The sequence below is a fragment of the Pedobacter hiemivivus genome (genome assembly GCF_004331685.1).
GTDB classification, from domain to species: Bacteria; Bacteroidota; Bacteroidia; order Sphingobacteriales; family Sphingobacteriaceae; genus Pedobacter; species Pedobacter hiemivivus.
Genome location: NZ_SJSM01000015.1, coordinates 1 through 22,675 on the forward strand (window position 1 = coordinate 1; position 22,675 = coordinate 22,675).

A 22,675-nucleotide genomic window follows, 5' to 3' on the forward strand; every position below is an offset into this window, starting at 1 on the left:
CAGATAAAGTCTTCGCCTTGGCGAGATTGGCCAAATGGCATGAAAAAGTACGGCAAACGGGATTCAAGTCTTTTAATACAATTGCCAGGTCCATACAGAACCATTATCAGACTATATTGAACTACTTTGATAACAGATCTACTAATGCTTCCGCGGAATCTTTTAATGCAAAAATAAAGGCTTTTAGAAATCTGTTTAGAGGTGTGAAAAACATAGAATTCTTCCTGTATAGACTAACTCAATTGTATGCTTAAAATCCAAAAATTCACGCCTGCTCCACAACTTTTGGGATTGATCCGATCAATGGGGATCAAGCGGAATTCTTGGGATCAAGCGGAATTCTTGGGGGGATAATTTTGACTTCGAAAGTGATATGGCTGCTTTTTCAAAATAATTAGTTATAATTGAGCTGGAAAATGCTTATATCTAAGATAATCGTTCCCCAAAAACTAAATTAAAGACATAAAAACCAACCAGATAAGTTGTGGATGTAAATGCTGTTAAAAATTATGGTGAATTTACTGACGAAGAACTGATCCTTCTATTGAAAGAAAGAGATAAGTTGGCATTTACTGAAATTTACCAGCGGCATTGGCATATGCTTTACCTGCATACCTTCAAAATTCTGGGAGATGAAGATGAATCGAAAGATTTGGTTCAGGACACTTTTTTTTCCTTTTGGGAGAAATCGGGGGAATTACAAATCAAATCGAATTTGAAAGGGTACCTGTTTGTCGCTGTCCGAAATAGGATTTTTAGTCTAATCCGTAAAAGAAAGGTGAATCCTGATTTCGTTGATATCGTGATGGAGGAACTGAATCAATTAGACAATACCACAATAGAGTGCATTGATGAGCGGGAATTGATTAGGTTGATTGATGCGGAAATCGAACAATTGCCTGGAAAAATGAGAGTGGTATTTGAGTTGAGCCGGAAAGAGTTCTTAACGAACAAGGAAATTGCGGTAAGACTGAATATGACCGAAGAAGCGGTAAAGAAACAAATTCACAGGTCGATCAGGACTTTAAAACTTAGGCTTGGAAATTATGCCGGAATCTCCATTTTACTGATACTTTAAAAAATCTTTACCATAAATGTCCCCCTGGATCAATTATATGCGTCTTGTATATAGAAGACAATTATGGAACATTCAAAACAAGACTTAGACCGATTAATTGACAAGTACCTTTCAGGAGAGGCTACATCCGATGAAAGGAATCTATTGGAGCAATCCTACATGAAGGCTTCATCAAGGACACCAATGAAGGATGATCTTAGCAAAGATGCACGCTTCAATAAAATCGGGGTAGATAGTTGGGAAAGCCTCATGGAAAGGATTAACCGTATGGGTACAAAACGCTCAGTCCTTTGGCCACGTATTGCTGCTGCGGCTGCTATTTTTTTAGTTGTTGGTGTCGGAGTGTTGTTGTATAGGAATCAAACCAGTAAGGTTGTACAAACCTCGGCTTATACGAATGATGTGGCTCCGGGATCAAGTGGTGCAACTTTAACTTTGGCTAGTGGTAAACGAATTGTTTTGTCAGATGCGATGAATGGGGAGTTGGCGAAAGAGGCGGGTTTGAGCATTACTAAAACTGCTGATGGGCAGTTGGTTTATGAAGTTAAAGATCAGGCTAAGGCTGACGAAAATAAAATCAATACATTATCTACTGCAAATGGAGAAACCTATCATGTGCGTTTGCCTGATGGATCTTTGGTTGCGCTTAACGCCGCTTCTAGCTTGACTTATGCTACCTCTCTAAATGAGGGCGTAGATCGAAGGGTGAAGTTGGTTGGTGAAGCTTATTTTGAGGTTTTTAAGGATAAAAAACGTCCTTTTATTGTCGAAAGTAAGGGGCAGGAGGTAGAGGTACTGGGCACGCACTTTAATATCAATGCTTATACCAATGAACCAAATATAAAAACCACGCTTTTAGAAGGCTCAGTACGGGTAACCGCCTTAACCAAACACCAAAATACGCAAGCCACAACTCGCAACTCACAACACCTAACTCCCGGGCAGCAATCAATTATCTCCAATGGCAGCAATACAATCAAAGTGGAAAATGCAGACACAGAAGAGGCAATAGCCTGGAAGAATGGTTACTTCAATCTCAATAATGAAAATATTGCAGGTATTATGCGTAAACTTTCGCGATGGTATGATTTAGAGGTGGAATACAGAGGCAAGTTACCTGATGTCGTGCTGGGTGGTGAAATACCGCGCAATACCAAACTTTCGCAGGCGTTAAAAATATTGGAAGTCTCTAATAATGTACATTTTATCGTAGAGGGTAAAAAGATCATCGTTACCCCTAATGTCAATAACAATTGAAGAATTAAGCATTTTAATAAATAATCAAGAATGAAAAAGACCTGTTAATAGGTCCAGACGGGAAGACTATTGCTAAAAATATACAACCTAAACTAACCAATTTGTATGAAATTTTTTACACTATCACTGATTTTTATCTGTCTGCTAACCAGTATTCAACTTTTTGGGCAGAAACCCCCAACCATTACACTTTCGCTGAAGAATGTGCCGCTGGAAAAGGTGCTCGCCCAAATCAAAAAACAAACAGGGATTACCTTTGCTTACAATAAAGAAGTATTAAAAACAGCAGGAAAGCTGTCTGTACAGGCAGAAAAAGCAGACCTCGAAACTGTTTTGAAAGCATGCTTTCAAAACACCACTATTAACTACACCATTTTTGAAAAGACCGTGGTGCTATCCAATAAAAATGATGACAATGGGAACATCACAACCGATGGCAGTTTTTTTTCCAAAGGCGCCGTTCATGGTTTCGTTTACGATAGCAATAAGAAAAACTTAAGCGGCGCCAGCGTAATTATCAAACGTACCCATTTGGGCAGCATGACCAACGCCAAAGGAGAATTTAGGATTCAAAATGTACGGACCAACGATACCCTCAGTATTAGCTTTATAGGCTATAACACCCAGAATGTGCCGGTACAGGGAAGAACGGATATTTCTGTCTTGATGATGGAGACCAAAAATGATTTGGATGGCGTAATGGTCCAGGCTTACGGAATCACCAGCAAACGACTCGCCACGGGAAATATCAGTAGAGTAACTGCTGAAGAAATCGCAAAACAACCTGTAATGAACCCCTTGTTGGCATTGCAGGGAAGAGTGCCGGGCCTGGTGATCTCCCAAAACAATGGAAACGCAAGCGCACCGGTGAAAGTAGAAATAAGAGGACGAAACTCTGTCAACCAGAATTTTTCGTCAGAGCCTTTGTTCATCATAGATGGGATTCCATTGACGGTGTTGGATGTAAAACATGCCCCACGTACAAATGGCGTTTCACCGGGTTTTGCGCAGGGTGGTTTTTCCCCTATAGGCGGACAGAGCCCTTTGTTCAATATTAATCCAAAGGACATAGAAAGTATTGAAGTATTGAAAGATGGCGATGCGACAGCCATTTATGGTTCACGCGCAGCAAACGGTGTCATATTGATCACAACCAAAAGAGCAAAACCGGGAAAAACCACATTCAATATGGACCTTACGCAGGGCATCACTGATGTGCCCCCTTACCCTCGAATGATGAATACCCGGGAATACCTGGCCATGCGCCGCGAAGCATTTAAAAATGATGGCATACAACCTACCGCAGCCAATGCCCCGGATCTGGTTTTATGGGATACAACCCGTTACACGAACTGGCAAAAGGAACTGTTAGGTACCGGAAGTATGACATCTGTTTCGGCAGGGCTGAGTGGCGGAGATGCCAGAACCACCTTTGGTATCAACACAAATTACACTGAGCAGGCAGACCAGATGGCTAGGTCTGGTGCCAACCAACGCGCTACCATTGCTTTCAATGCGTTCCATCGTAGCCTGGACCAAAAATTAGCCGTTACGCTTTTCGCCAGTTATGCTTTTTCAAAAGTGGATGCTATTATTGATCCGGCTAATATCTTCAGCCTACCACCCAATGCACCACCTATCTTCAACAGTAAAGGCAAACCTAACTATGCAGAATGGAATTCAGCAAGAGCAATAATCAGCTATCCATTTTCATATATTTTTGAACAAGGACTCGCCAAAAACAATTTACTTACTAGCGGTCTCAATATAAATTATGAATTGATTAAAGGTATTTCGCTAAGCGTTAATGCAGGGTACAACAATGCCCTGAATAGCAACAATTTTTTTAACCCGATCGCGTCACAGAATCCCTTGGATAATCCGATAGGTGGTGCCATATTTGGTAAAACAAACAATAGTAACTGGAACATTGAACCACAACTAACGTATTCCGGATTTATCAGCAAAGGAAATCTAAGTGTTCTGGTAGCTGGAAGCCTGCAGAACACCAATACAAGCGCAAGCACAATTAATTCCAATGGTTATACCAGTGACGCACTCCTTAAAAGTGTTAATAACGCAACCTATATTCGGCTATTTGAAGCTTCCAGTCTATATAAATATACGGCAGTCTTCGGCCGCATCAATTATAACTGGGAAAATAAGTACATCCTTAACCTGAATGTCAGGCGCGATGGTTCATCCCGTTTTGCGCTAGACAGACAGTTTGGGAATTTCGGATCCCTTGGCCTGGCATGGATAGCTTCGGAAGAAAAATGGATGAAAAAGATCCTCCCCTCAGCTTTCAGTTTTGTTAAATTCAGAGGCAGCTATGCACTAACCGGTAGTGACAAAATCGGTGATTATGAATACCTCTCGCAATGGAGTGCCATAGACCCGGCTTACAATGCGCTATTGCATAAATACGATGGCATTGGTGCTTTAATTCCCATTCATGCCGTGAACCAGCAATACCGTTGGGAATCAAATAAACAGCTGGAAGGAGCCATGAGCCTGGGCTTTCTGAAAGACAGGATCAGCCTGGACGTAGCCTATTACCGGAAGCGGGCGGGCAACCAGTTAACACTACAGCAAACGCCCATCCATTCCGGTTTCTCTGTGGTTCGTGTTAATTCTACAGCCAATGTTCAGAACAGTGGCCTTGACCTATCATTCAGCGCAAAGCTGATAGAGAAAAAAGATATGAACTGGTCTGTCTCCTTTAACATAGGTGCCAACCAGAACAAGCTCCTGTCGTACCCTGGTCTGGAATTTACGCCGGACGCCAGAATTTATTCTATCGGCAAGTCACTCAGTGTTCGACACCTGCTTCATTATATTGGAATAGATCCTCAAACCGGGACATATAGTTATGAAGACTACGATAAGAACGGAGAAATAAGGTCACCATACAATGCTTCTTTTGGTACTACCCCGGGAGATGACCGAATGATTGAACAGGATGGTAATCAAAACTATTCCGGAGGTATCAACAGCAATTTCGGGTATAAAAATTTTAGTCTGAGTCTCGGCTTTGATTTCACCCGGCAATCACGCGGAACTCCTTTTCTCCATATTATCCCGGGTTCCATGCTCAACCTGTACCTGCCCGAAGAAGTACGGAACAACCGCTGGCAGAAGCCCGGCGATATTGCGAAATATCCACGCTATTCAGTAACATCGCCTAATACACTGGAAGACTCCGACGGTGCTTATACCGATGCTTCTTACCTCAGGCTTAATAATGTTTCTTTAAGTTATGCGCTCCCTGCTAAATTAGTCAAAAAAGCCGGTATGCAGAGTTGCGCCTTCTCTTTTAATATTCAGAATATTTTTACCCTCACACGTTATAAAGGCATAGATCCTACAGTTGATGTTTCGTCAAACGTGCCTAATCCAAGGCTATTTACCACTAGCTTATCCTTTAACTTCTAAAATCATATTTATGCGCATTCAACAACCAATTATAACGATGCTCTTACTTTTATTGAGTATGATAAATAGCTCATGTAAAAAGCTGATTTCAATTCCCGACCCTAATGATACTATGACAACCACTCAAATTTTCAGCAACGATAAAGATGCTGAAAGCAGTATAGCAGGAGTTTACAGTAAAATGGCCTATGGTCCTGACGATACCCCAACTCAGAATTTCAGCAGTGGACTCATTACGATACTGGGAGGGCTCTCTTCTGGCGAGCTGTTTCATTATGCCGGCCCCACCGGCGAAACCAACTTCTATCCTTACAGTACCAATAAGCTCAACATTAATAACAGTAATAGTTCTTACAAGGTATGGAGTACAGCATATACCACTATTTATGGAGCCAATTCCGTTATGGAAGGAGTCGAAGCCTCCACATCTTCTTTACTTAGTGACAGTGTGAGGAAAGAATTGACGGGAGAAGCAAAATTTGTTCGCGCTTTTACCTATTTCTATCTCAGCAATTTATTTGGTGATGTCCCCCTTGCCCTCACGATCAATTTCCATAAAACGATCAGCCTGCCAAGAGCCCCGCAAAGAGATGTTTACCTGCAAATCATAAAAGACCTGAAAGATGCCATGACATTAATGCCGGCTGACTATTCAGTGGGTAAGGGTAAAAGGACAAGGCCCAATAAATGGGCGGCAGCAGCCTTATTGGCAAGAGTTTATCTCTATACGGGCGATTATATCAATGCCGCAGCATTGTCAACAGAAATCATCAATACAACTTCACTGTTTAAGCTGGAGGCTGACCTGAACAATGTTTTCTCAACAATTAGCCGCGAAGCGATCTGGCAATTAGGACTTGCTACAGGGCATTACTTCCTAAGAAATGCTACACCTGAAGGAAATATTATGGTGCCCGCTTACTCAACAAATACAGGTACGCCTATTTTCGGCCTCTCTCAGGAATTGAAAAATGCATTTGAAACAGGGGATGAACGATGGGTAAAATGGACAGGTAACACTGACAATTCAATGGCCACAGGATCACCGCAAGGTACCACCTGGTATCCTTACAAATACAAATTGGCCCTTGGATCTTCTGTTGTGGGCGGGCCTGAAGTGGAATACTACACGCCGATGCGCCTGGCAGAGCAATACCTGATCAGAGCCGAAGCAATTGTAAATGGTGCTCCCGGCGGACTATCGGCTGCCATCGATGACTTGAACATCATCCGAGACAGAGCAGATTTACCGGCACTACCTTACACACTAAATAAAATCCAGGTGATGGAAGCAATTGCCAAAGAACGTCAGGTGGAACTGTTTGCTGAATGGGGACACCGCTGGCTCGACCTCAAGCGTACCGGAAGAGCGCATGATGTACTCATTACAAATCCATTAAAGCTACCCTGGATCGGAGATCATCAGTTGTTATATCCCATTCCTTTAGAGGAAATAATGAAAAGTACTTTTTTGATCCAAACACCAGGCTATTAACAATACAAACCACAAATCTTAATATTATGCGACATATATTCTTCCCTAATTGCCTTAGATGCATAGCATTGTTCCTGCTGGTTATGATCTCCTGTAAAAAAGAAAATTCCCTTCCCGGAACGGCAGCGATTACGATAGTAAATACTGTTGTGGGCTGTGAAAAGCTGGTAACCAATTTCAAAGGCACTGAGCCCATTGATTATTACCTGGCACGTATTCTTGATTACAACAGCTGCAACTACCGCAATCTGTTTACCTCCTATAGCGGCAAGCAGCGGCTCGCATTGTATAATTACCCCGATACCACCGACAAAAGCAAACCACTTTTTGATATGACGCTGAATCTTCCTGTTGGCTCTATTTATAGTTTGTTCTTAACAGGAACCGTCAGCACTCCCGACATGCTTTTACTAAAAGAAACGCTCCCCTATTATGGCCAACTTGACAGCCTTATGGGCATTCGTTTTGTAAACCTTTCTCCGGGTAGCGCAGCCCTAAGCGTAAATCTTGTCGGAAAATCAAATGGTTCAGAAACCGCGACTATTTCTTTCAAAAGCATTACCGACTTTAAAAAATACGCAGTTGGTGTCAATATTAATGATTATACCTTTGAATTCCGTGATGCTGTCAGTGGCACACTGATAGCTGACTACACCACTTCTTATGTGAATGACCCGGGAATAGAATACCCGAATCCCTGGCTCTTCCGCAATTTTACGCTGGCATTGATAGGGAAGCCGGGCGGCACAGGCGCCGATGCGCAAAAGGTTTTATTAATTACTCATTGACAGGTCGTTTTTTCTTTTATACATTTTAATCATTTTATGAGCATATTAAAAATTGAGGGATTATCCCATAGGTATTCTAGTGCCTGGGCCATACAGGATATCAACCTGAACATTGATCAGACAGGGGTCGTAGGACTGCTAGGATCTAACGGGGCAGGCAAGTCTACCACCATGAATATCCTCTGCGGCGTATTGAACCAGACAGCCGGCAGTGTTTATATCAACGGGACAGACACGAGAAAGGAGCCGGAATCCGCCAGAAAACAGATTGGCTTTTTACCACAGAATCCGCCACTGTACACAGACCTCACTGTTGATGAATTTCTGACGTACAGCGCCGAGCTTCGATTAATAGAAAACAACAAAATCAACAGCGCCGTTGAAGAAGCAAAAGAACGCTGCGGTATAGCGCATTTCAGCACCAGGCTTATCCGTAATCTGTCGGGTGGCTACCGGCAGCGTGTTGGCATTGCGCAGGCCATTATCCACAAACCTAAACTGGTGGTAATGGATGAACCCACCAATGGTCTCGACCCGAATCAGCTGATTGAAGTGAGGAAGCTGATCAGGGAAATCGGAACCGATTATACGGTACTGCTATCTTCTCACATACTCTCAGAAATACACCTGCTCTGCAGAGAAATAGTAATGATTGAAGCAGGCAGGATCATCTTCTCCGATACAATGGATGCGTTCAATAATTATGTTCAGCCCAATAGTATTTTCATGAGAATGGAAAGTCCACCCCCGGCGTCCGAACTGCAAAAAATAAAAGGCGTCACTAAAGTTGATTTTTTAAACAGCAATCAGCTGCGTGTGTATTTTGACAATGAAGAGGAGATCACGGAAAGGCTGATTGCTGCCAGTGTACAATACGGCTGGAGACTTAAAGAGATTAATCTCGATAAGCCCCTGCTCGATGATATTTTCAAACAATTGTCTACTCAATCTATTGCCTAACTCTGAACAATGAAACTGATATTTAAAATTGCGAAAAACGAGTTGCGGAATCTTTTTTATTCTCCTGTAGCCTGGTTTTTATCGATCACTTTTCTGGTGCTGTGCGCCGTTTTTTATACAAGCGGAATAGGCCCCTGGGCCAAATCTCAGGATGTATCGGTCATGAACGATCCGAACTTTAAAGGTTACGGGGTGTCTCTGACGGAATCCATTTTTGTAAATGGTGAAGGCGTTTTTAATATTGTGCTGCAGAACCTGTTCTTATTTATTCCCTTACTCACCATGGGCTTGATAAGCAGGGAGATTAATAACGGCACCATCAAATTGCTTTACTCTTCACCGGTAAAAACACGCACAATTATTTTTGGTAAATATGTGGCTGTAATGATCTACAACATGATATTATTATCCATGTTAGGTATTTTTATTGTAGCCGGCTTGTTTGATATTCAATCTGCTGATTACGGGCTGTTACTTTCTGCCGCACTTGGATTCTATCTGCTGGTTTGCGCTTATACAGCCATCGGATTATTTATGTCGAGTCTCACTACTTACCAGATTGTATCTGCCATCGGAAGTTTTATGCTGATCTTCATACTGACCCGCATCGGCGTACTGTGGCAGAAATATGATTTTGTAAGGGATCTTACTTATTTTCTTTCCATCTCAGGAAGGACCCACAAGATGTTGAAAGGGCTGATCACCAGCAATGACGTGATATACTTTTTGTTGATTGTATACATATTTCTCGGATTTACCTGGATCAGACTGCAAGGTGCAAGAGAGGTAAGGCCATGGTTTGTAAAAGCAGGCCGTTATATGGCAGTAATGATCACTGCATTGCTGATAGGTTATGCTACTTCACGCCCCGGTGTAATTGGCTACTGGGATACCACCGCAGGAAAAACCAACACCCTGCATGAAAATACACAAAAGATCATCACAGAGCTGGGGGATGAACCGCTGGAAGTGACCTTGTATACCAATCTGCTTGGCGTTGGCGAGTATTCCGGCTTTCCACAAAGCCGAAACAATTATCTATGGGCCCTTTGGGAGCCTTATCTGCGCTTCAAACACAATATCAAATTCAATTATGAATATTATTATGATGTTGCTGATGAAGACAGTACCATTTTCCGGAGATTTCCCGGCAAAAGCCTGAAAGAAATTGCTGCACTGGTAGCTTATGCCAGCGATGTGAACATCTCTATGTTCAAAACACCACCGGAAATGCGCAAGATCATCGACCTGAAGCCCGAGGCTTACCGGCTGGTGATGCAATTGAAATACAAAGGCAGAACCACTTTTCTCCGAATCTTTACTGATAATGATTTTTGGCCGGATGAGTCGCAGGTAGGTGCCGCATTCAAGCGGCTGACGCAACCAAAAATGCCAGTGATAATGTATGTTACCGGCAACCTGGAACGTAACATTCACAAGAAAGGGGAAAGAGAATACAGCTTCCACTCGCTTGATAAAGAACAGCGTCGCTCGTTAATCAACCAGGGATTTGATCTGGATACTGTTGCACTGGATTACCAGGATATTCCTACTGATATTTCCACGCTGGTATTGGCCGATCCAAAAACAATGCTGAGTGCTACTGCTATCTCCAAATTGCAGGAGTATATCAACAAGGGCGGAAACATGCTGATCCTGGGAGAACCTGGCAAGCAACAGATGCTGAACCCACTGCTTCAGCAAATAGGTATACAGCTGATGCCGGGCATACTGGTGGAGTTATCAAAACATGAGACACCCGAAAAGATAATACCTTATATAACCCTGTCTGGTGCAGACCTCGCACCCGACGATTACCTGTTAAACCTGAAAAAATCCAAAGGACAAGACAGCCTTAGAGTAGGTTTCCCCGGAGCAATTCCTATTCATATTATAGATAGCAGCAAATTTAAAATGGCCACCCTGATGACAACTGTTCCAGGCAAAAGCTGGCTGAAAGCAGGCAGACTGGTAACAGACTCCGTTGCGCCAATATTTAGTCCGCAAGAAGGAGACACCAGGGAAAATTCATTCCCGGTAATGCTTGGCCTCACCCGGAAAGTGAATAACCGCGAGCAACGCATTGTTGTTTGCGGCGATGCCGATTTCCTGAGTAATTACAGAGGTGGCGGAGCTTTTATGAGCATGGCCTTCTTCAGCTGGATGAATTATAATCAATTCCCTAATTACACGCCAAAACCCAAACCAGCTGATGACAGATTCAGTACCACGTACGCAAGAGCAAACATGATGCGGATCATCTTCGTATGGATACTGCCGGCAATACTGCTGATCCTAGGTACAACAATATTGATCCGACGCAAAAGGCAATAAAACTTAACAGCAATGATTTTACAAACAGACGATCAAACGATAGATGATCTTAGGATTTTTAACAAGCGCGATACCAGCGGTATTTATGATATCTATAATCATGCGCATACCAGGGGTGGAGAAGCTGTTCTGGAAGAGATGTTCCGCAACCCATTATCAGACAAAGAAGAAATCAATAAGCGGAGCAGTATTATTGAACATTTTGCGCAGCTGAACCTGGCTTTTCCATTCAATGCATCCTTATTTGATATGGCAGAAAAATATCTGACCAACGCTAATGAACATGCGAAAGGTGGAGCTCATCAAAGCGGGCTCAGTGAAAAAGATATACAAAATGGAGTCACCTCAGTTATTGAACTCATTCAGCTTATTCATACGTTTATAGAGAAGAATGAGATCACACGCATCAGTGCTTATGCGCAGGAGCGTACTGGCATTGCACTACTGCTGGCAGATGCCGCGTTTGAACCGGCATTAAAGGAAAAATTGAAAGGGAAATTATCCTATTCCGCCGTTGCCGCTTTTGATGTGCTATTCAGAGTTTCTGAGCGAAACAAAATAGAAAAGCTATTGGGCTATTTCTACTACCTGGATGTGTATTTGTCCGTGGCAAAAGTAGCCGTGGACCGGGCCTTTGTTTTTCCCAGGGCGCTGGACAAAGGAACCTCTTGGTTGAAACTGGAAGGCGTATATCATCCCGAGTTGAAAAACCCGGTTGGCAATACGGTTTCGATGAATGCTGAAAAGAATGTTATTTTTCTTACAGGGGCCAATATGGCTGGAAAATCTACTTTCCTGCGTGCCTTGAGTACAGCTGTGTATATAGCGCATATCGGATTTCCGGTAGCGGCAATATCAATGGAATTTTCGGTGATGGATGGTATTTATACCACCATCAACCTTCCGGATAACCTGGGTATTGGTGCGAGTCATTTTTATGCAGAAGTGTTACGGGTAAAAAAAGTAGCTACGGAATTAAGTAGAGGAAAATCATTGTTTATCATATTTGATGAGCTGTTTCGGGGTACAAACGTAAAGGATGCGCATGAGGCATCTGTTGCCATCACTGATGCTTTTGCGGCAAAAACGACCAGCATGTTTATTATTTCATCCCATATTGTTGAAGCAGGAGAGCAGTTAAAACAAAAACCAACTATCGAATTCCAGTATCTCCCTACGCGTATGAATGGGCATACACCCGAATATACTTATACCCTGGAACAGGGCATTACGGAAGACCGGCATGGGATGATCATCATCAGAAAGGAAGGAATTCTTGAGACGCTGAAAAACGGACGTAAGTGCGCCGGGGAATAGGAATTGTAATCATTGATAAAAAATTATAAGCAACAATCATGAGTTTTAGTATAGATAGGCAAACCTTAGAAGAACTAAACCTGCTGGGCAAGTTCCGTCAGGGTTCGGTATATCATTTGTTCAACCAGGTAAAGACAAGAGGCGGCGAGCAGTTGTTAGCCGAAATGTTCCGTCATCCATTAGCAGATGCGCCGACCATCAATAAGCGTAGCAGTATTTTTCAGTTTTTCCAGCAGGAGAAACCGGGCTTTCCTTTTGATGTCCCGCAACTAAATTTAATGCGGGAATATCTGGATGAGGGTGCAGGAAAAAATGCAGTACTGATACTGGCGAATACCTTTATCAAAAAATGGCTTTCCAGTTTAACCCGCGATGAACGCTACAAAAAAAATGTGCAGGGCTTGCAGGCAACCATCGTTACACTGAACAAATGTTATGGGTTCGTAGAAATGCTGCAGCACAAGCCCGGTCCTTTTGCTGACCGCATTAAGGCAGTAAGAGAAATATTATCTATTAAACAGGTGGAAAGATTGCGAAACACAGATATCTACAAAGATATCCCTGTTAAAACCCTGGCTTTTTATGATCATTTATTAAAAAGCAGGCTCCATGAAGAGATGGAAGTTCTCTTGTCATTTATTTATGAAGTGGATGTCAATATTGCCGTAAGTGATGTGGCCCGCAACAAAGGATTTACTTATGCCCATGCATTGGCCAAAGAAAAAAATGTGCTCTTGGCCACCGATCTTTGCCATCCCTGCATTGATCGGGCCGTAGGCAATTCCATAGCTATGCAGGAGAATAGCAACGTGTTGTTTTTAACGGGCGCTAATATGGCCGGAAAATCTACCCTTATGAAGTCGGTGGGGATAGCCTTGTATCTGGGGCATATTGGCTTTCCTGTAGCGGTCACTGAAATGGAGTTTTCAGTAAGAGAGGGTTTATATTCCTCTATCAATGTAGCCGATAATATTAGTCTTGGTTACAGCCATTTTTATGCTGAGGTAGTAAGAGTAAAGCAGGCTGCAGATGCTGCCGCAAGTGGCAAAAGGCTGCTGCTGATGTTTGATGAATTGTTTAAAGGCACCAATGTGAAGGATGCTTACGATGGTACACTGGCCGTAACAGAAGCGTTTGCGGAGTACAGAGATTGCCTGTTTATTGTTTCAACGCATATTATTGAGGTAGGAGAGGCATTGCAGGAGCACAGCAATATTCACTTCGTCTATATGCCTACTGTGATGGATGGGGCCAAGCCTTGTTATACCTACAAAATGCAGCAAGGCATAACCGAAGACCGTCAGGGTATGATGATCATCAGAAACGAAGGCATTTTAGAGTTGATAAATAAACGGTGACACTGAATTCCCAGTAACAGCATTTACCGAGCTATAGGCCAATTCACCCTTTGGTCGTTCTTGCCATAGTTTTTTTTCCTAATGTATGCACTAAGATGCTGATTGTCAATTCGCATGTTTTTATCTGGGTGTACTTTGAGGTAATTTAATTCACCATGGATTAACGGGCGTTAAGCGGATGTTAAGCGGACACTACTCGGCTCAACCCAAGTAGTGTCCGAGTAATGTCCGAGTAATGTCCGGGTAATGTCCGGGTAAATGGCGTTCATTAAGCGGTCTCTAAGGGTTAACTGTAAAGAAATTTTCGGGGCCAGAATCATTACTTGTAACATTCTGGTTATGCAATAAAATTCTGTTTTTGTTAACAATTGTTAACTTTTTTGATTGGTTGATTTTTATAGTTTTGATGTAATCATCCAAATGTAAACCAGATGTGAAATGGTTCGAGAAGCGCCCAGTAGGGGCACGATGCAATTGAACTTAGTGGGTTCTAGATTTCTTGTATTAGGAACCCTGTTCCTGTTGTGGAACAGGGTTTTTTATTGCTTATTGCCCTGTTAGTTTAAAGTCCATCACCTTATCTAAAAGATATTTTTTGAATTGCTTATTGATTTCAAGGCGTACCTTTTCAACGTTTGCATTAATGGTTGCTTTTACGGCAGGTGCTACTGATTCTCCAATGACTGTATCAATGGTTACGGAATTAGGTTCATTTAAAACGATCACTTCAAATGTAAGCTCGTCACCAAAGCTCATGTTGAACTTCATTTGCTGAATGTCTCGTTCAATGAACTTTAGAAATTCGTAACTATCGCTTAAGGCATAGAATTGATCTTTTACAGCATGAAATATTAATTCTGCTTCTATGTTCAGGCCATTGATGATGATATTGGCAATGGATAGGGCTGCTTTAAGATCGGGACCATGATCTGCACCTTCATGAATTTTGTACACCGTTTCCAACAGTTCTTCGCTAAACAGAATTTGTTTTTCGTCTCTGATTTGAATTGCACCTGTATTGCCATTGCTTTCAAAGTTTTGCTTTACTCTTATAGATGCATTACCATCAATAATGGCAAATTCATCAGCCGATGTTTTTTTTACTTTAGAGCCTATGATGGCATCTTGTAGGACATCTACAACATATTCCAGTACTGCGTATGGTTTATTTTCAGACATTATGATTAAATTTTTGCAAAGATACAGGTTCGATATCTTCCAACGACAGCAACTTGTAAATACTTAGCAATTGGTATTTTTAGTACTGATCTTGATCGTTAAGGAATACGACAATCATTGATATAACCTGCACTATAAGTTAATGATAACTTGATTGTATGTTAATCTAAGCAGGCTGAAGTAATAGTATTTTTGTGCCTTTAAAGGCCATGTATTTATGCATTTGTATGAATAATAATGCCTTCTAAATGTATTGAATGAAGTTTTTGGTTAAATCATATAAAAAATATAGCTTTATTATAATTAATTAAGGATATATATAGATATTGTGTTGAATTAGGTATAATTGATTTTGAATGCCCTTATATAAGACTTGTAGCGATCAGGAACTTTCAAGCTTTTTAGCACAGGAGGACGGAGATGCTTTTGCCGAAATTTATAACCGGTATTGGGCATTACTTTTCCGGCATGCCAGGCGAATGACTAAAGACGATGACCTTGCAAAAGATATCGTACAGGATGTCTTTGTTTCATTATGGGATAAAGCAACTGAAATACAGTTTAATTTTTCGTTATCATCTTATTTGTATTCTACGGTAAGAAACAGAATATTGAATATGTACGATAAAGAGAAAGTCAGATCGAACTATCTCTCATCTTTAACGGAATTTATAAGTCATGGTGAAAATATGACTGATCATTTATTAAGAGAACGCCAGCTTTCAGCGAGAATTGAACATGAAATTTCCTTATTGCCAAGAAAGATGCGGACGATTTTCGAAATGAGTCGCAAAGAAAATATGAGCTATAAAGTAATTGCGGCTGACTTAGAACTATCTGACAATACGGTTAAAAAACAAATAAGTAATGCCATTAAAATCCTCCGTCTCAAGCTAGGGACTTTAATTTCTTTATTATCAGCTATATTATATCTGATTAATTTCTAAATGCCATCACCACTTAGGGTGGTCGGCGGTGATTATATAAATCTTTTTAAAAATATTTTATTTTTTTCTGCTACATCTGCCGGAGCAAACTGTCTTAACCATAATAGCCCTTTAGTGGCAAAGCGATTATGGAAGATAACAATGCAAAAGAGCTTATAAAAAAATACAACCTAGGTACCTGTACACCTGAGGAAAAGATATTGGTTGAAAGCTGGTACTTAAATGAAAGTTTAATTAACGAGGATACGCTCGCTCAACCTAATTATCAAGCTGCGAAGGACGAAATATGGAAGGGAATAGCGCTAAAGCGTAATATTAAGGTTAAAAAAATATCCTTACTTCCACGAGTTGCTGCCGCTGCTGTCATTATTATTGCGGCAGGCATTGCCTTCTATTCATACAATGTACAGCACAAACAAATAACAAATCAGACTCAGGTTGCTGTCCATACGATTAAACCTGGCGGGAACAAAGCTACTTTAACATTGGCCGATGGTAGGAAAATTAATTTAGAAGATGCTGATAATGGTGAGCTGGCCGAGCAGGCCGGTATTAGAATTACTAAAGCAAGTAATGGCAGTGTGATTTATAATATAAGCAAAACAATCTCTGCCACGCAGGGTAAACCGGGAGCTTATAATATCATAGAAACACCGCTTGGCGGTCAATATCAGGTAAGTCTTCCCGATGGTACGAATATATGGCTTAATGCGGCTTCGTCATTGCGTTACCCTATAGAATTTAGTGGAAGAGAACGGAAGGTAGAGCTTAGGGGTGAAGGCTATTTCGAGGTAGCTCATAATAAAGAAAAACCATTTATAGTTGTTTCTGCTGGACAAACTGTCGAGGTATTAGGGACGCATTTCAATATGAATACCTATAATGATGAACCAGAGGCGAGGACTACTTTATTAGAAGGAAGTGTTAGCGTAAGTAACCGCAGTAATGTTAAAATGCTTAAACCCGGCCAACAGGCCTTGCTGACCCGCGATAACGATATTAAAGTATCAACCGCCGATATAGACCAAGCTATGGCATGGAAAAATGGGGATTTTACTTTCGAAGGAGTTCCTCTTAAAACTATAATGAGGCAGGTCTGCAGATGGTATAATGTAGAAGTCGTTTATCAGGGCTCAATTGCTGATGTTGAGTTTGGCGGATCCATCTCCAGAACAAAGAATATTAACGAGGTATTAAAGGTATTAGAAATGACACAAGGTGTTCACTTTGAGCTGACAGGAAGGAGGATTTTAGTGACAAAGTAAAATACCAGCTACAGATAAATGAAGAATCGGGAACATTGGCGTGTCCCCGATCTGATTTCCTAATTATTATAAAATTGCGTCGAACAATAGTACCAACTAACAAATCCAAGCAAATGTATACTGCACTGCGTATTAAACCAAATTTATTTGGTAGGAATGCGTCGCAGACTCGCTATAAATACATACAGCGAGTTATTAATTGTAATTGGAAACTTAATTGGAAAACAAATTATGCAAATTATTCAAAGACAAAAATATGTACAAACGTTTACAAAATCTGTTGCTTACTGTTACAAGCAACTTAACTGGACTCAGACGGAATAATACGAGCGTATTACCTTCGGTTGGTCTAGTACTGAAAATGCTAATAAATCCAAATTTCAAAAAGTGGCTTATGCGTATAAACCTTACTCTTATAGCTCTCATTGTTGTTTTTCTTCAAGTGTCCCAGGCGTCAAAAGCCCAGAACATTACGATGTCAAAAAAGAACGTTTCATTGATTACTGTCTTTAAAGAAATCAAAAAGCAAAGCGGTTACGATTTTGTCTATAAATACCAGATGCTGAAAACAGGAAGTCCTGTAAGCATTGATGTCAGAAATCGGCCCTTGAATGAAGTACTGAAAAAATGCTTTGAAAACCAGCCTTTCGGATATTCCATCGAAAATAAAACGGTCATCATCGTGCCCTTAAATAAAAGAGAGGAAACGGTATCCCAACAAACTGTTGTACAAGTTAGAGGCCAGGTAAAAGACCGTAATGGACTTCCGATGCCGGGTGTTTCCGTGAAAATTAAAAATACCAACATTGCAGTGATCACCAATGCTAATGGAGAATACAATATTAAGAATGTTGACGCGAAAGCGGTGTTGGTTTTTAGTATGATCGGTTTTCAGACAAAAGAAGTAACAATTGGCCAGCAAACAACTATTAATGTTGTGTTAATCGAAGATGTTAAAGCTTTAACTGAAGTTGTTGTAACTGCCTTGGGCATAAAAAGAGAGGAGAAATCTCTAGGATATGCCATTACACAGGTGAAAGGAGAGGAGTTAATGGATGCGGTTTCTAATAACTGGACAGACGCCCTAACCGGAAAGGTTGCTGGTTTAAATATGATTAAGTCTGGCGGTGGCCCTGCCGGATCTAATAAGATTATTTTAAGAGGAGAAAGTTCTTTGGGTGGTGATAATTCTGCTTTAATCGTTGTTGACGGGGTGGTAGTAAGTTCTAAAATAACTGAGCCAAACGGGGCCTATCTCGGAGCTGAGAATCCAATAGATTATGGAAATGGCATTGGAGATTTAAATCCGGACGATATAGAAAGTGTTTCTGTTTTGAAAGGCCCTGGTGCTGCTGCACTTTATGGTTCCAGAGGTGCTAATGGTGCTATTATCATAACTACCAAAGCAGGGAAGCCAACGCAACAGGGATTAGGTATTTCTATTAATTCCAATACTACTTTTGGGACAATTAACAGATGGCCTGATTTTCAATATGAATATGGGCAGGGGGCCATCGGTGATGATGCTTATTATTCTTATGGAGCTACAGAAGACGGTGCAAATACCAAAAATACCGGAGCAGCCTGGGGACCCAAATTTGATGGTCAGGAATATTACCAGATAGATCCCACAAATTTTGCCCGAGGAGCCGAGAGAACTCCATGGGTTCCATATAAAGATAATAGAAAAGATTATTTCCAGGTAGCTAAAACCTATACCAATAGTATCTCGGTAAGTGGGGGTAATGCACGCACAACTGCCCGTTTAAGTTATACCAATCTGAAAAATGAGTGGATTGTTCCGAATACAGGGTATAACAGAAACACCTTAGGATTAAATGTATCGCAAAAAGTGAGTGATAAGCTTAATATCTCAACCAAATTGAGTTATAACAACAAATCCAGCGACAATTTACCGTCAACAGGTTATAATAACCAGACAGTTATGTACTCTATGATAGCGATGGTTCCTAATGCCGATGTCAACTGGTATAAGCAATATTGGATTCCCGGTAGCGAAGGCTTAAAGCAGATCAGGATGTTTAGCAATGGCTTAGATAATCCTTATCTGCAAGTTTATGAGATGCTGAATAAGTCTGACAGAAACCAGATGATCGGAACGATCAGTGCCAGTTATGATTTTACTAAAAACCTGAGTCTAATGGTGAGAAGTTCTATTGATTGGTCTGGAGAAGCTCGTGCTCAACAAAAACCAAAAGATAGTGCAAGGTTTCCTGATGGGATGTTTAGAACACAGGATATCGATTTTAGAGAGTTAAACAACGACTTCCTGTTAAAATATAATCATAAGATTACTAAAGATTTTGAAGCGTCTTATTCCTTAGGTGGGGCGACAATGTTGAACAAATATAAACTGGTTTCTTTAAGCGCAGACAGGTTAAGATACCCGGGGATCTACACGTTTGCGAACAGGCTGGATAAAGTTGAGGCATTGTCTAGAACTCAGGAATATGCAGTAAACAGTTTGTATGGTCTGGCACAGTTTAGTTACAAAGGTTTCTTATTTATGGATATTACGGGGCGTAATGACTGGGCTTCTACACTGGCAACAGAAACATCAGTTGATAATGTAAGCTTTTTTTATCCTTCAGTAAATGCGAGTGGCATAATCTCAGAAATGTTCACCTTACCAAAAGCCTTTTCTTATTTGAAATTAAGAGCATCCTGGTCACAAGTTGGTGGAGGCGGTGTCACACCATATCTTACCGGATATGATTACGTTTCAAAAGATGCCTATTCTGCAGGTATGGCAAATCCGGTCTTTATTGCTAACAACAATTTAAAGCCTGAGCTATCAACCACAATAGAGTTTGGTGTCGATATCCGCATGTTCAAGAGCAGGTTGAACTTAGATGCAACCTATTACAGCAGTAATATTAAAGATCAGATATTAAAAGTGCCTGTAGACAGGGCCACAGGCTATAATTATTCTATAATGAATTCTGGTTCAATTAAGAACAAAGGCGTAGAACTTCAGTTAAGCTGTGTTCCCTTGAAATCTGTAAAAGGATTGAACTGGGATGTTACGGCTACTTTTGCCGCCAATAGAAACACCATTGTAGAATTAGCAGATGGCGTAGATACTTATTTGATGCAAAGCGGCCCACGCGGAACGATGGAAGCCAGAGTTGGGGGGAGTATGGGCGACTTATATGGCTTGGGATATTTACGTTCGCCAGACGGGCAGATTGTTTATAACTCACAAGGATATCCAAAACTTACCGAAGGAATTATATACCTGGGTAGGGCAACTCCCGATTTTAACTGGGGCATTAGCAATAACTTTAGGTATAAACAATGGAGATTTAAAGTCCTGGTCGACGGGCAGTATGGCGCTGTAGCTTATTCTCATACGCACTCTGCTGCATCTGTAGCCGGTAAGCTTACCAATAGTTTGCCAGGAAGATACACTGGTATTATTGGTGATGGTGTACAGTTAAATCCTGATGGTACATACCGTCCAAACGATGTAATTGCGCAGCAAATAGGAACTTATTATACGGAACACTTTAAGGGCGACAATGTAGAGGCGAATACATTCAGTACGGATTTTATAAAACTTCGCGAAGCTCGGTTAGATTATACACTGCCTGCTAAATTGGTTAAGAAATTAAACCTACAGCGGGCCGTGGTAGGAATTTATGGGAGAGATTTATTTGTATGGAGCGATTGGCCAGCCTACGATCCGGAGTTTGGAACACTGGCTAACAGTGATATTCAAAGGGGCTTTGAGGTCGCACAATTCCCGTCAACAAGAAATTTTGGTGTAAACGTGACATTCAATTTTTAAGAAGAGATTACTCATGAGAAAAATTATAATAGCTTTATTAATTACAGGAAGTCTGGTATCCTGTACCAAAAACTTCAGCGAACTAAATACCAGTAAAGACGGGGCTAAGTTTACTGCTCCCGAGACTTTATTAGGGCCTGCAGTCCACACGGTTATCAAAAATAACTTGAACAGATGTCTGCGGTTGACACATGAACTAATGCAGGTACATGTAACCACATCAGATGGTGATGAAATTCACAGATATGTAATCAGGCCCTTAGAATCTGATTATATGTGGAATAACTGGTATTTGCAACTAACAAATATCAAGGATATGTATGAAGGTGGAAAGGCTGTAAATAGCAACGCTTTTATGGGAATATCTTTGATATTGGATAGTTGGGTAAGTTCTCTGATTACAGATGTTTATGGAGATGTGCCGTATTTCGATGCAAATAAAGGTCGTACAGACAAAATCCTTCAACCACGATTCGACAGACAAAAAGACATTTATGAAGACTTGTTCAGAAAACTGGAAGAAGCCAATGAGTTGTTAAAAACGGCAACAATTGGGACTTCTGAAGCGTCTTTAGATCCTATTTATAACGGAGATGTAGCTAAATGGAGAAAGTTTGGAAACAGTTTGTATTTGAGGCTGCTGTTGAGAGTTTCTGGAACAGGGGAGCTGGGGGCAGTGGATAAGATTAAAGAAATAGTAGAAAGTAATAAATCGAATTATCCAATATTTGCAAGTAATAACGACTCCGCAATTTTAAAATTTCAGGCTACAGCACCATACCTATCTGAATTTGCAGAATATCGTACGCTGGATTTTAGTGTCAACAATGGATTAGCCGAATTTTTTATCAATAATTTGAACAGTTGGAACGATCCGAGGCTCGCGAAATGGGCCACTAAGAAAGATAATGCCTACACGGGTATTAAAAGTGGATATGCGGTTGGTCAGGGCCAGGACCCTATATCACAATACCCTGCCGACTTACAAAAAGAACCGCTGTTGGGTAATATTATTAATTATGGGGAATTACAATTTATTTTGGCCGAGTGCGCCGCCAGAGGTTTTATATCTCTCAATACAGCACAATCTTATTACGAAGCCGGAGTAAATGCTGCAATTACGATGTGGGGATTTACTGTGCCAGATGATTATCTGACGGGATCAACTGCCAGATGGAGCACTTCATACAACATCATAGAACAAATACAGCTTATTTCAGTCCAAAAATATTACACCTTGTTTTTTACAGATTTTCAATCCTGGATAGAATATAGAAGAACAGGTTTCCCTATTCTTCCAAAAGGTAACGGATTGCAAAATGACGGTATGATGCCGACCCGTTTAAAATATCCGGTAAATGTTCAAACCCTGAATAGGACAAACTACCAACAGGCGGTTGCCAATATGGGTGGCGATGATTTAAAAACTAAAGTTTGGTGGAACAGATAAT

The 22,675-nt window shown here is 41.0% G+C and carries 15 protein-coding genes; 14 read left to right on the forward strand and 1 reads right to left on the reverse strand.

The features are described 5' to 3' along the window. The 10 genes from EZ444_RS19300 to EZ444_RS19345 all read left to right on the forward strand — a co-directional run. A partial coding sequence (locus tag EZ444_RS19300; RefSeq protein ID WP_165503669.1) for a transposase occupies positions 1-254 on the forward strand: 254 nt, incomplete at its 5' end. Between the two features lie 230 nt (positions 255-484). After that, positions 485-1,078, forward strand: coding sequence for an RNA polymerase sigma factor (locus EZ444_RS19305; RefSeq protein ID WP_131610791.1), 594 nt, complete (start codon positions 485-487; stop codon positions 1,076-1,078). A gap of 63 nt (positions 1,079-1,141) precedes the next feature. Next, positions 1,142-2,335, forward strand: a complete 1,194-nt coding sequence (locus EZ444_RS19310) for a FecR family protein (protein WP_131610792.1) — start codon at positions 1,142-1,144, stop codon at positions 2,333-2,335. Positions 2,336-2,440: 105 nt separating this feature from the next. Then, positions 2,441-5,770 carry a SusC/RagA family TonB-linked outer membrane protein gene (locus tag EZ444_RS19315; RefSeq protein ID WP_131610793.1) on the forward strand — a complete coding sequence of 1,110 codons (3,330 nt, stop codon included), beginning with the start codon at positions 2,441-2,443 and terminating at the stop codon, positions 5,768-5,770. Between the two features lie 58 nt (positions 5,771-5,828). After that, complete coding sequence (locus tag EZ444_RS19320) at positions 5,829-7,265, forward strand: RagB/SusD family nutrient uptake outer membrane protein (RefSeq protein WP_165503670.1); 1,437 nt, start codon at positions 5,829-5,831, stop codon at positions 7,263-7,265. 26 nt (positions 7,266-7,291) lie between these two features. Further along, the gene (locus EZ444_RS19325; RefSeq protein ID WP_131610795.1) at positions 7,292-8,053 is read left to right on the forward strand and encodes a DUF4397 domain-containing protein; all 762 of its coding nucleotides are present in this window, start codon (positions 7,292-7,294) and stop codon (positions 8,051-8,053) included. Positions 8,054-8,089: 36 nt separating this feature from the next. Next, positions 8,090-9,013: an ABC transporter ATP-binding protein gene (locus EZ444_RS19330; RefSeq protein ID WP_131610796.1), complete on the forward strand. Its 924-nt coding sequence runs from the start codon at positions 8,090-8,092 to the stop codon at positions 9,011-9,013. A 9-nt stretch (positions 9,014-9,022) separates the two neighbouring features. Beyond that, positions 9,023-11,347, forward strand: coding sequence for a Gldg family protein (locus tag EZ444_RS19335; RefSeq protein ID WP_131610797.1), 2,325 nt, complete (start codon positions 9,023-9,025; stop codon positions 11,345-11,347). A 12-nt stretch (positions 11,348-11,359) separates the two neighbouring features. Beyond that, entirely contained in the window at positions 11,360-12,664 is a 1,305-nt protein-coding gene (locus EZ444_RS19340; RefSeq protein ID WP_131610798.1) for a MutS-related protein, read from the forward strand. A 38-nt stretch (positions 12,665-12,702) separates the two neighbouring features. After that, positions 12,703-14,022 (forward strand): MutS-related protein, encoded by a 1,320-nt coding sequence (locus tag EZ444_RS19345; RefSeq protein ID WP_131610799.1) that lies wholly within the window; start codon positions 12,703-12,705, stop codon positions 14,020-14,022. A 546-nt stretch (positions 14,023-14,568) separates the two neighbouring features. Here the strand turns inward: EZ444_RS19345 and EZ444_RS19350 are convergent. Further along, positions 14,569-15,201 carry a hypothetical protein gene (locus EZ444_RS19350; RefSeq protein WP_131610800.1) on the reverse strand — a complete coding sequence of 211 codons (633 nt, stop codon included), beginning with the start codon at positions 15,199-15,201 and terminating at the stop codon, positions 14,569-14,571. Positions 15,202-15,557: 356 nt separating this feature from the next. On the opposite strand from EZ444_RS19350, the gene EZ444_RS19355 reads away from it, so the two are divergent. The 4 genes from EZ444_RS19355 to EZ444_RS19370 all read left to right on the forward strand — a co-directional run bounded on the left by EZ444_RS19355 (position 15,558) and on the right by EZ444_RS19370 (position 22,674). Beyond that, on the forward strand, positions 15,558-16,148 hold the full coding sequence (locus EZ444_RS19355; protein WP_131610801.1) for an RNA polymerase sigma factor: 591 nt from the start codon (positions 15,558-15,560) through the stop codon (positions 16,146-16,148). Positions 16,149-16,276: 128 nt separating this feature from the next. Continuing rightward, a complete protein-coding gene (locus EZ444_RS19360; RefSeq protein ID WP_131610802.1) occupies positions 16,277-17,413 on the forward strand; it encodes a FecR family protein in 1,137 nt (378 codons plus the stop codon). Between the two features lie 475 nt (positions 17,414-17,888). Then, positions 17,889-21,224, forward strand: a complete 3,336-nt coding sequence (locus tag EZ444_RS19365) for a SusC/RagA family TonB-linked outer membrane protein (protein WP_225874774.1) — start codon at positions 17,889-17,891, stop codon at positions 21,222-21,224. 13 nt (positions 21,225-21,237) lie between these two features. Beyond that, entirely contained in the window at positions 21,238-22,674 is a 1,437-nt protein-coding gene (locus tag EZ444_RS19370) for a SusD/RagB family nutrient-binding outer membrane lipoprotein (RefSeq protein ID WP_131610803.1), read from the forward strand. Position 22,675: the final 1 nt, after the last annotated feature.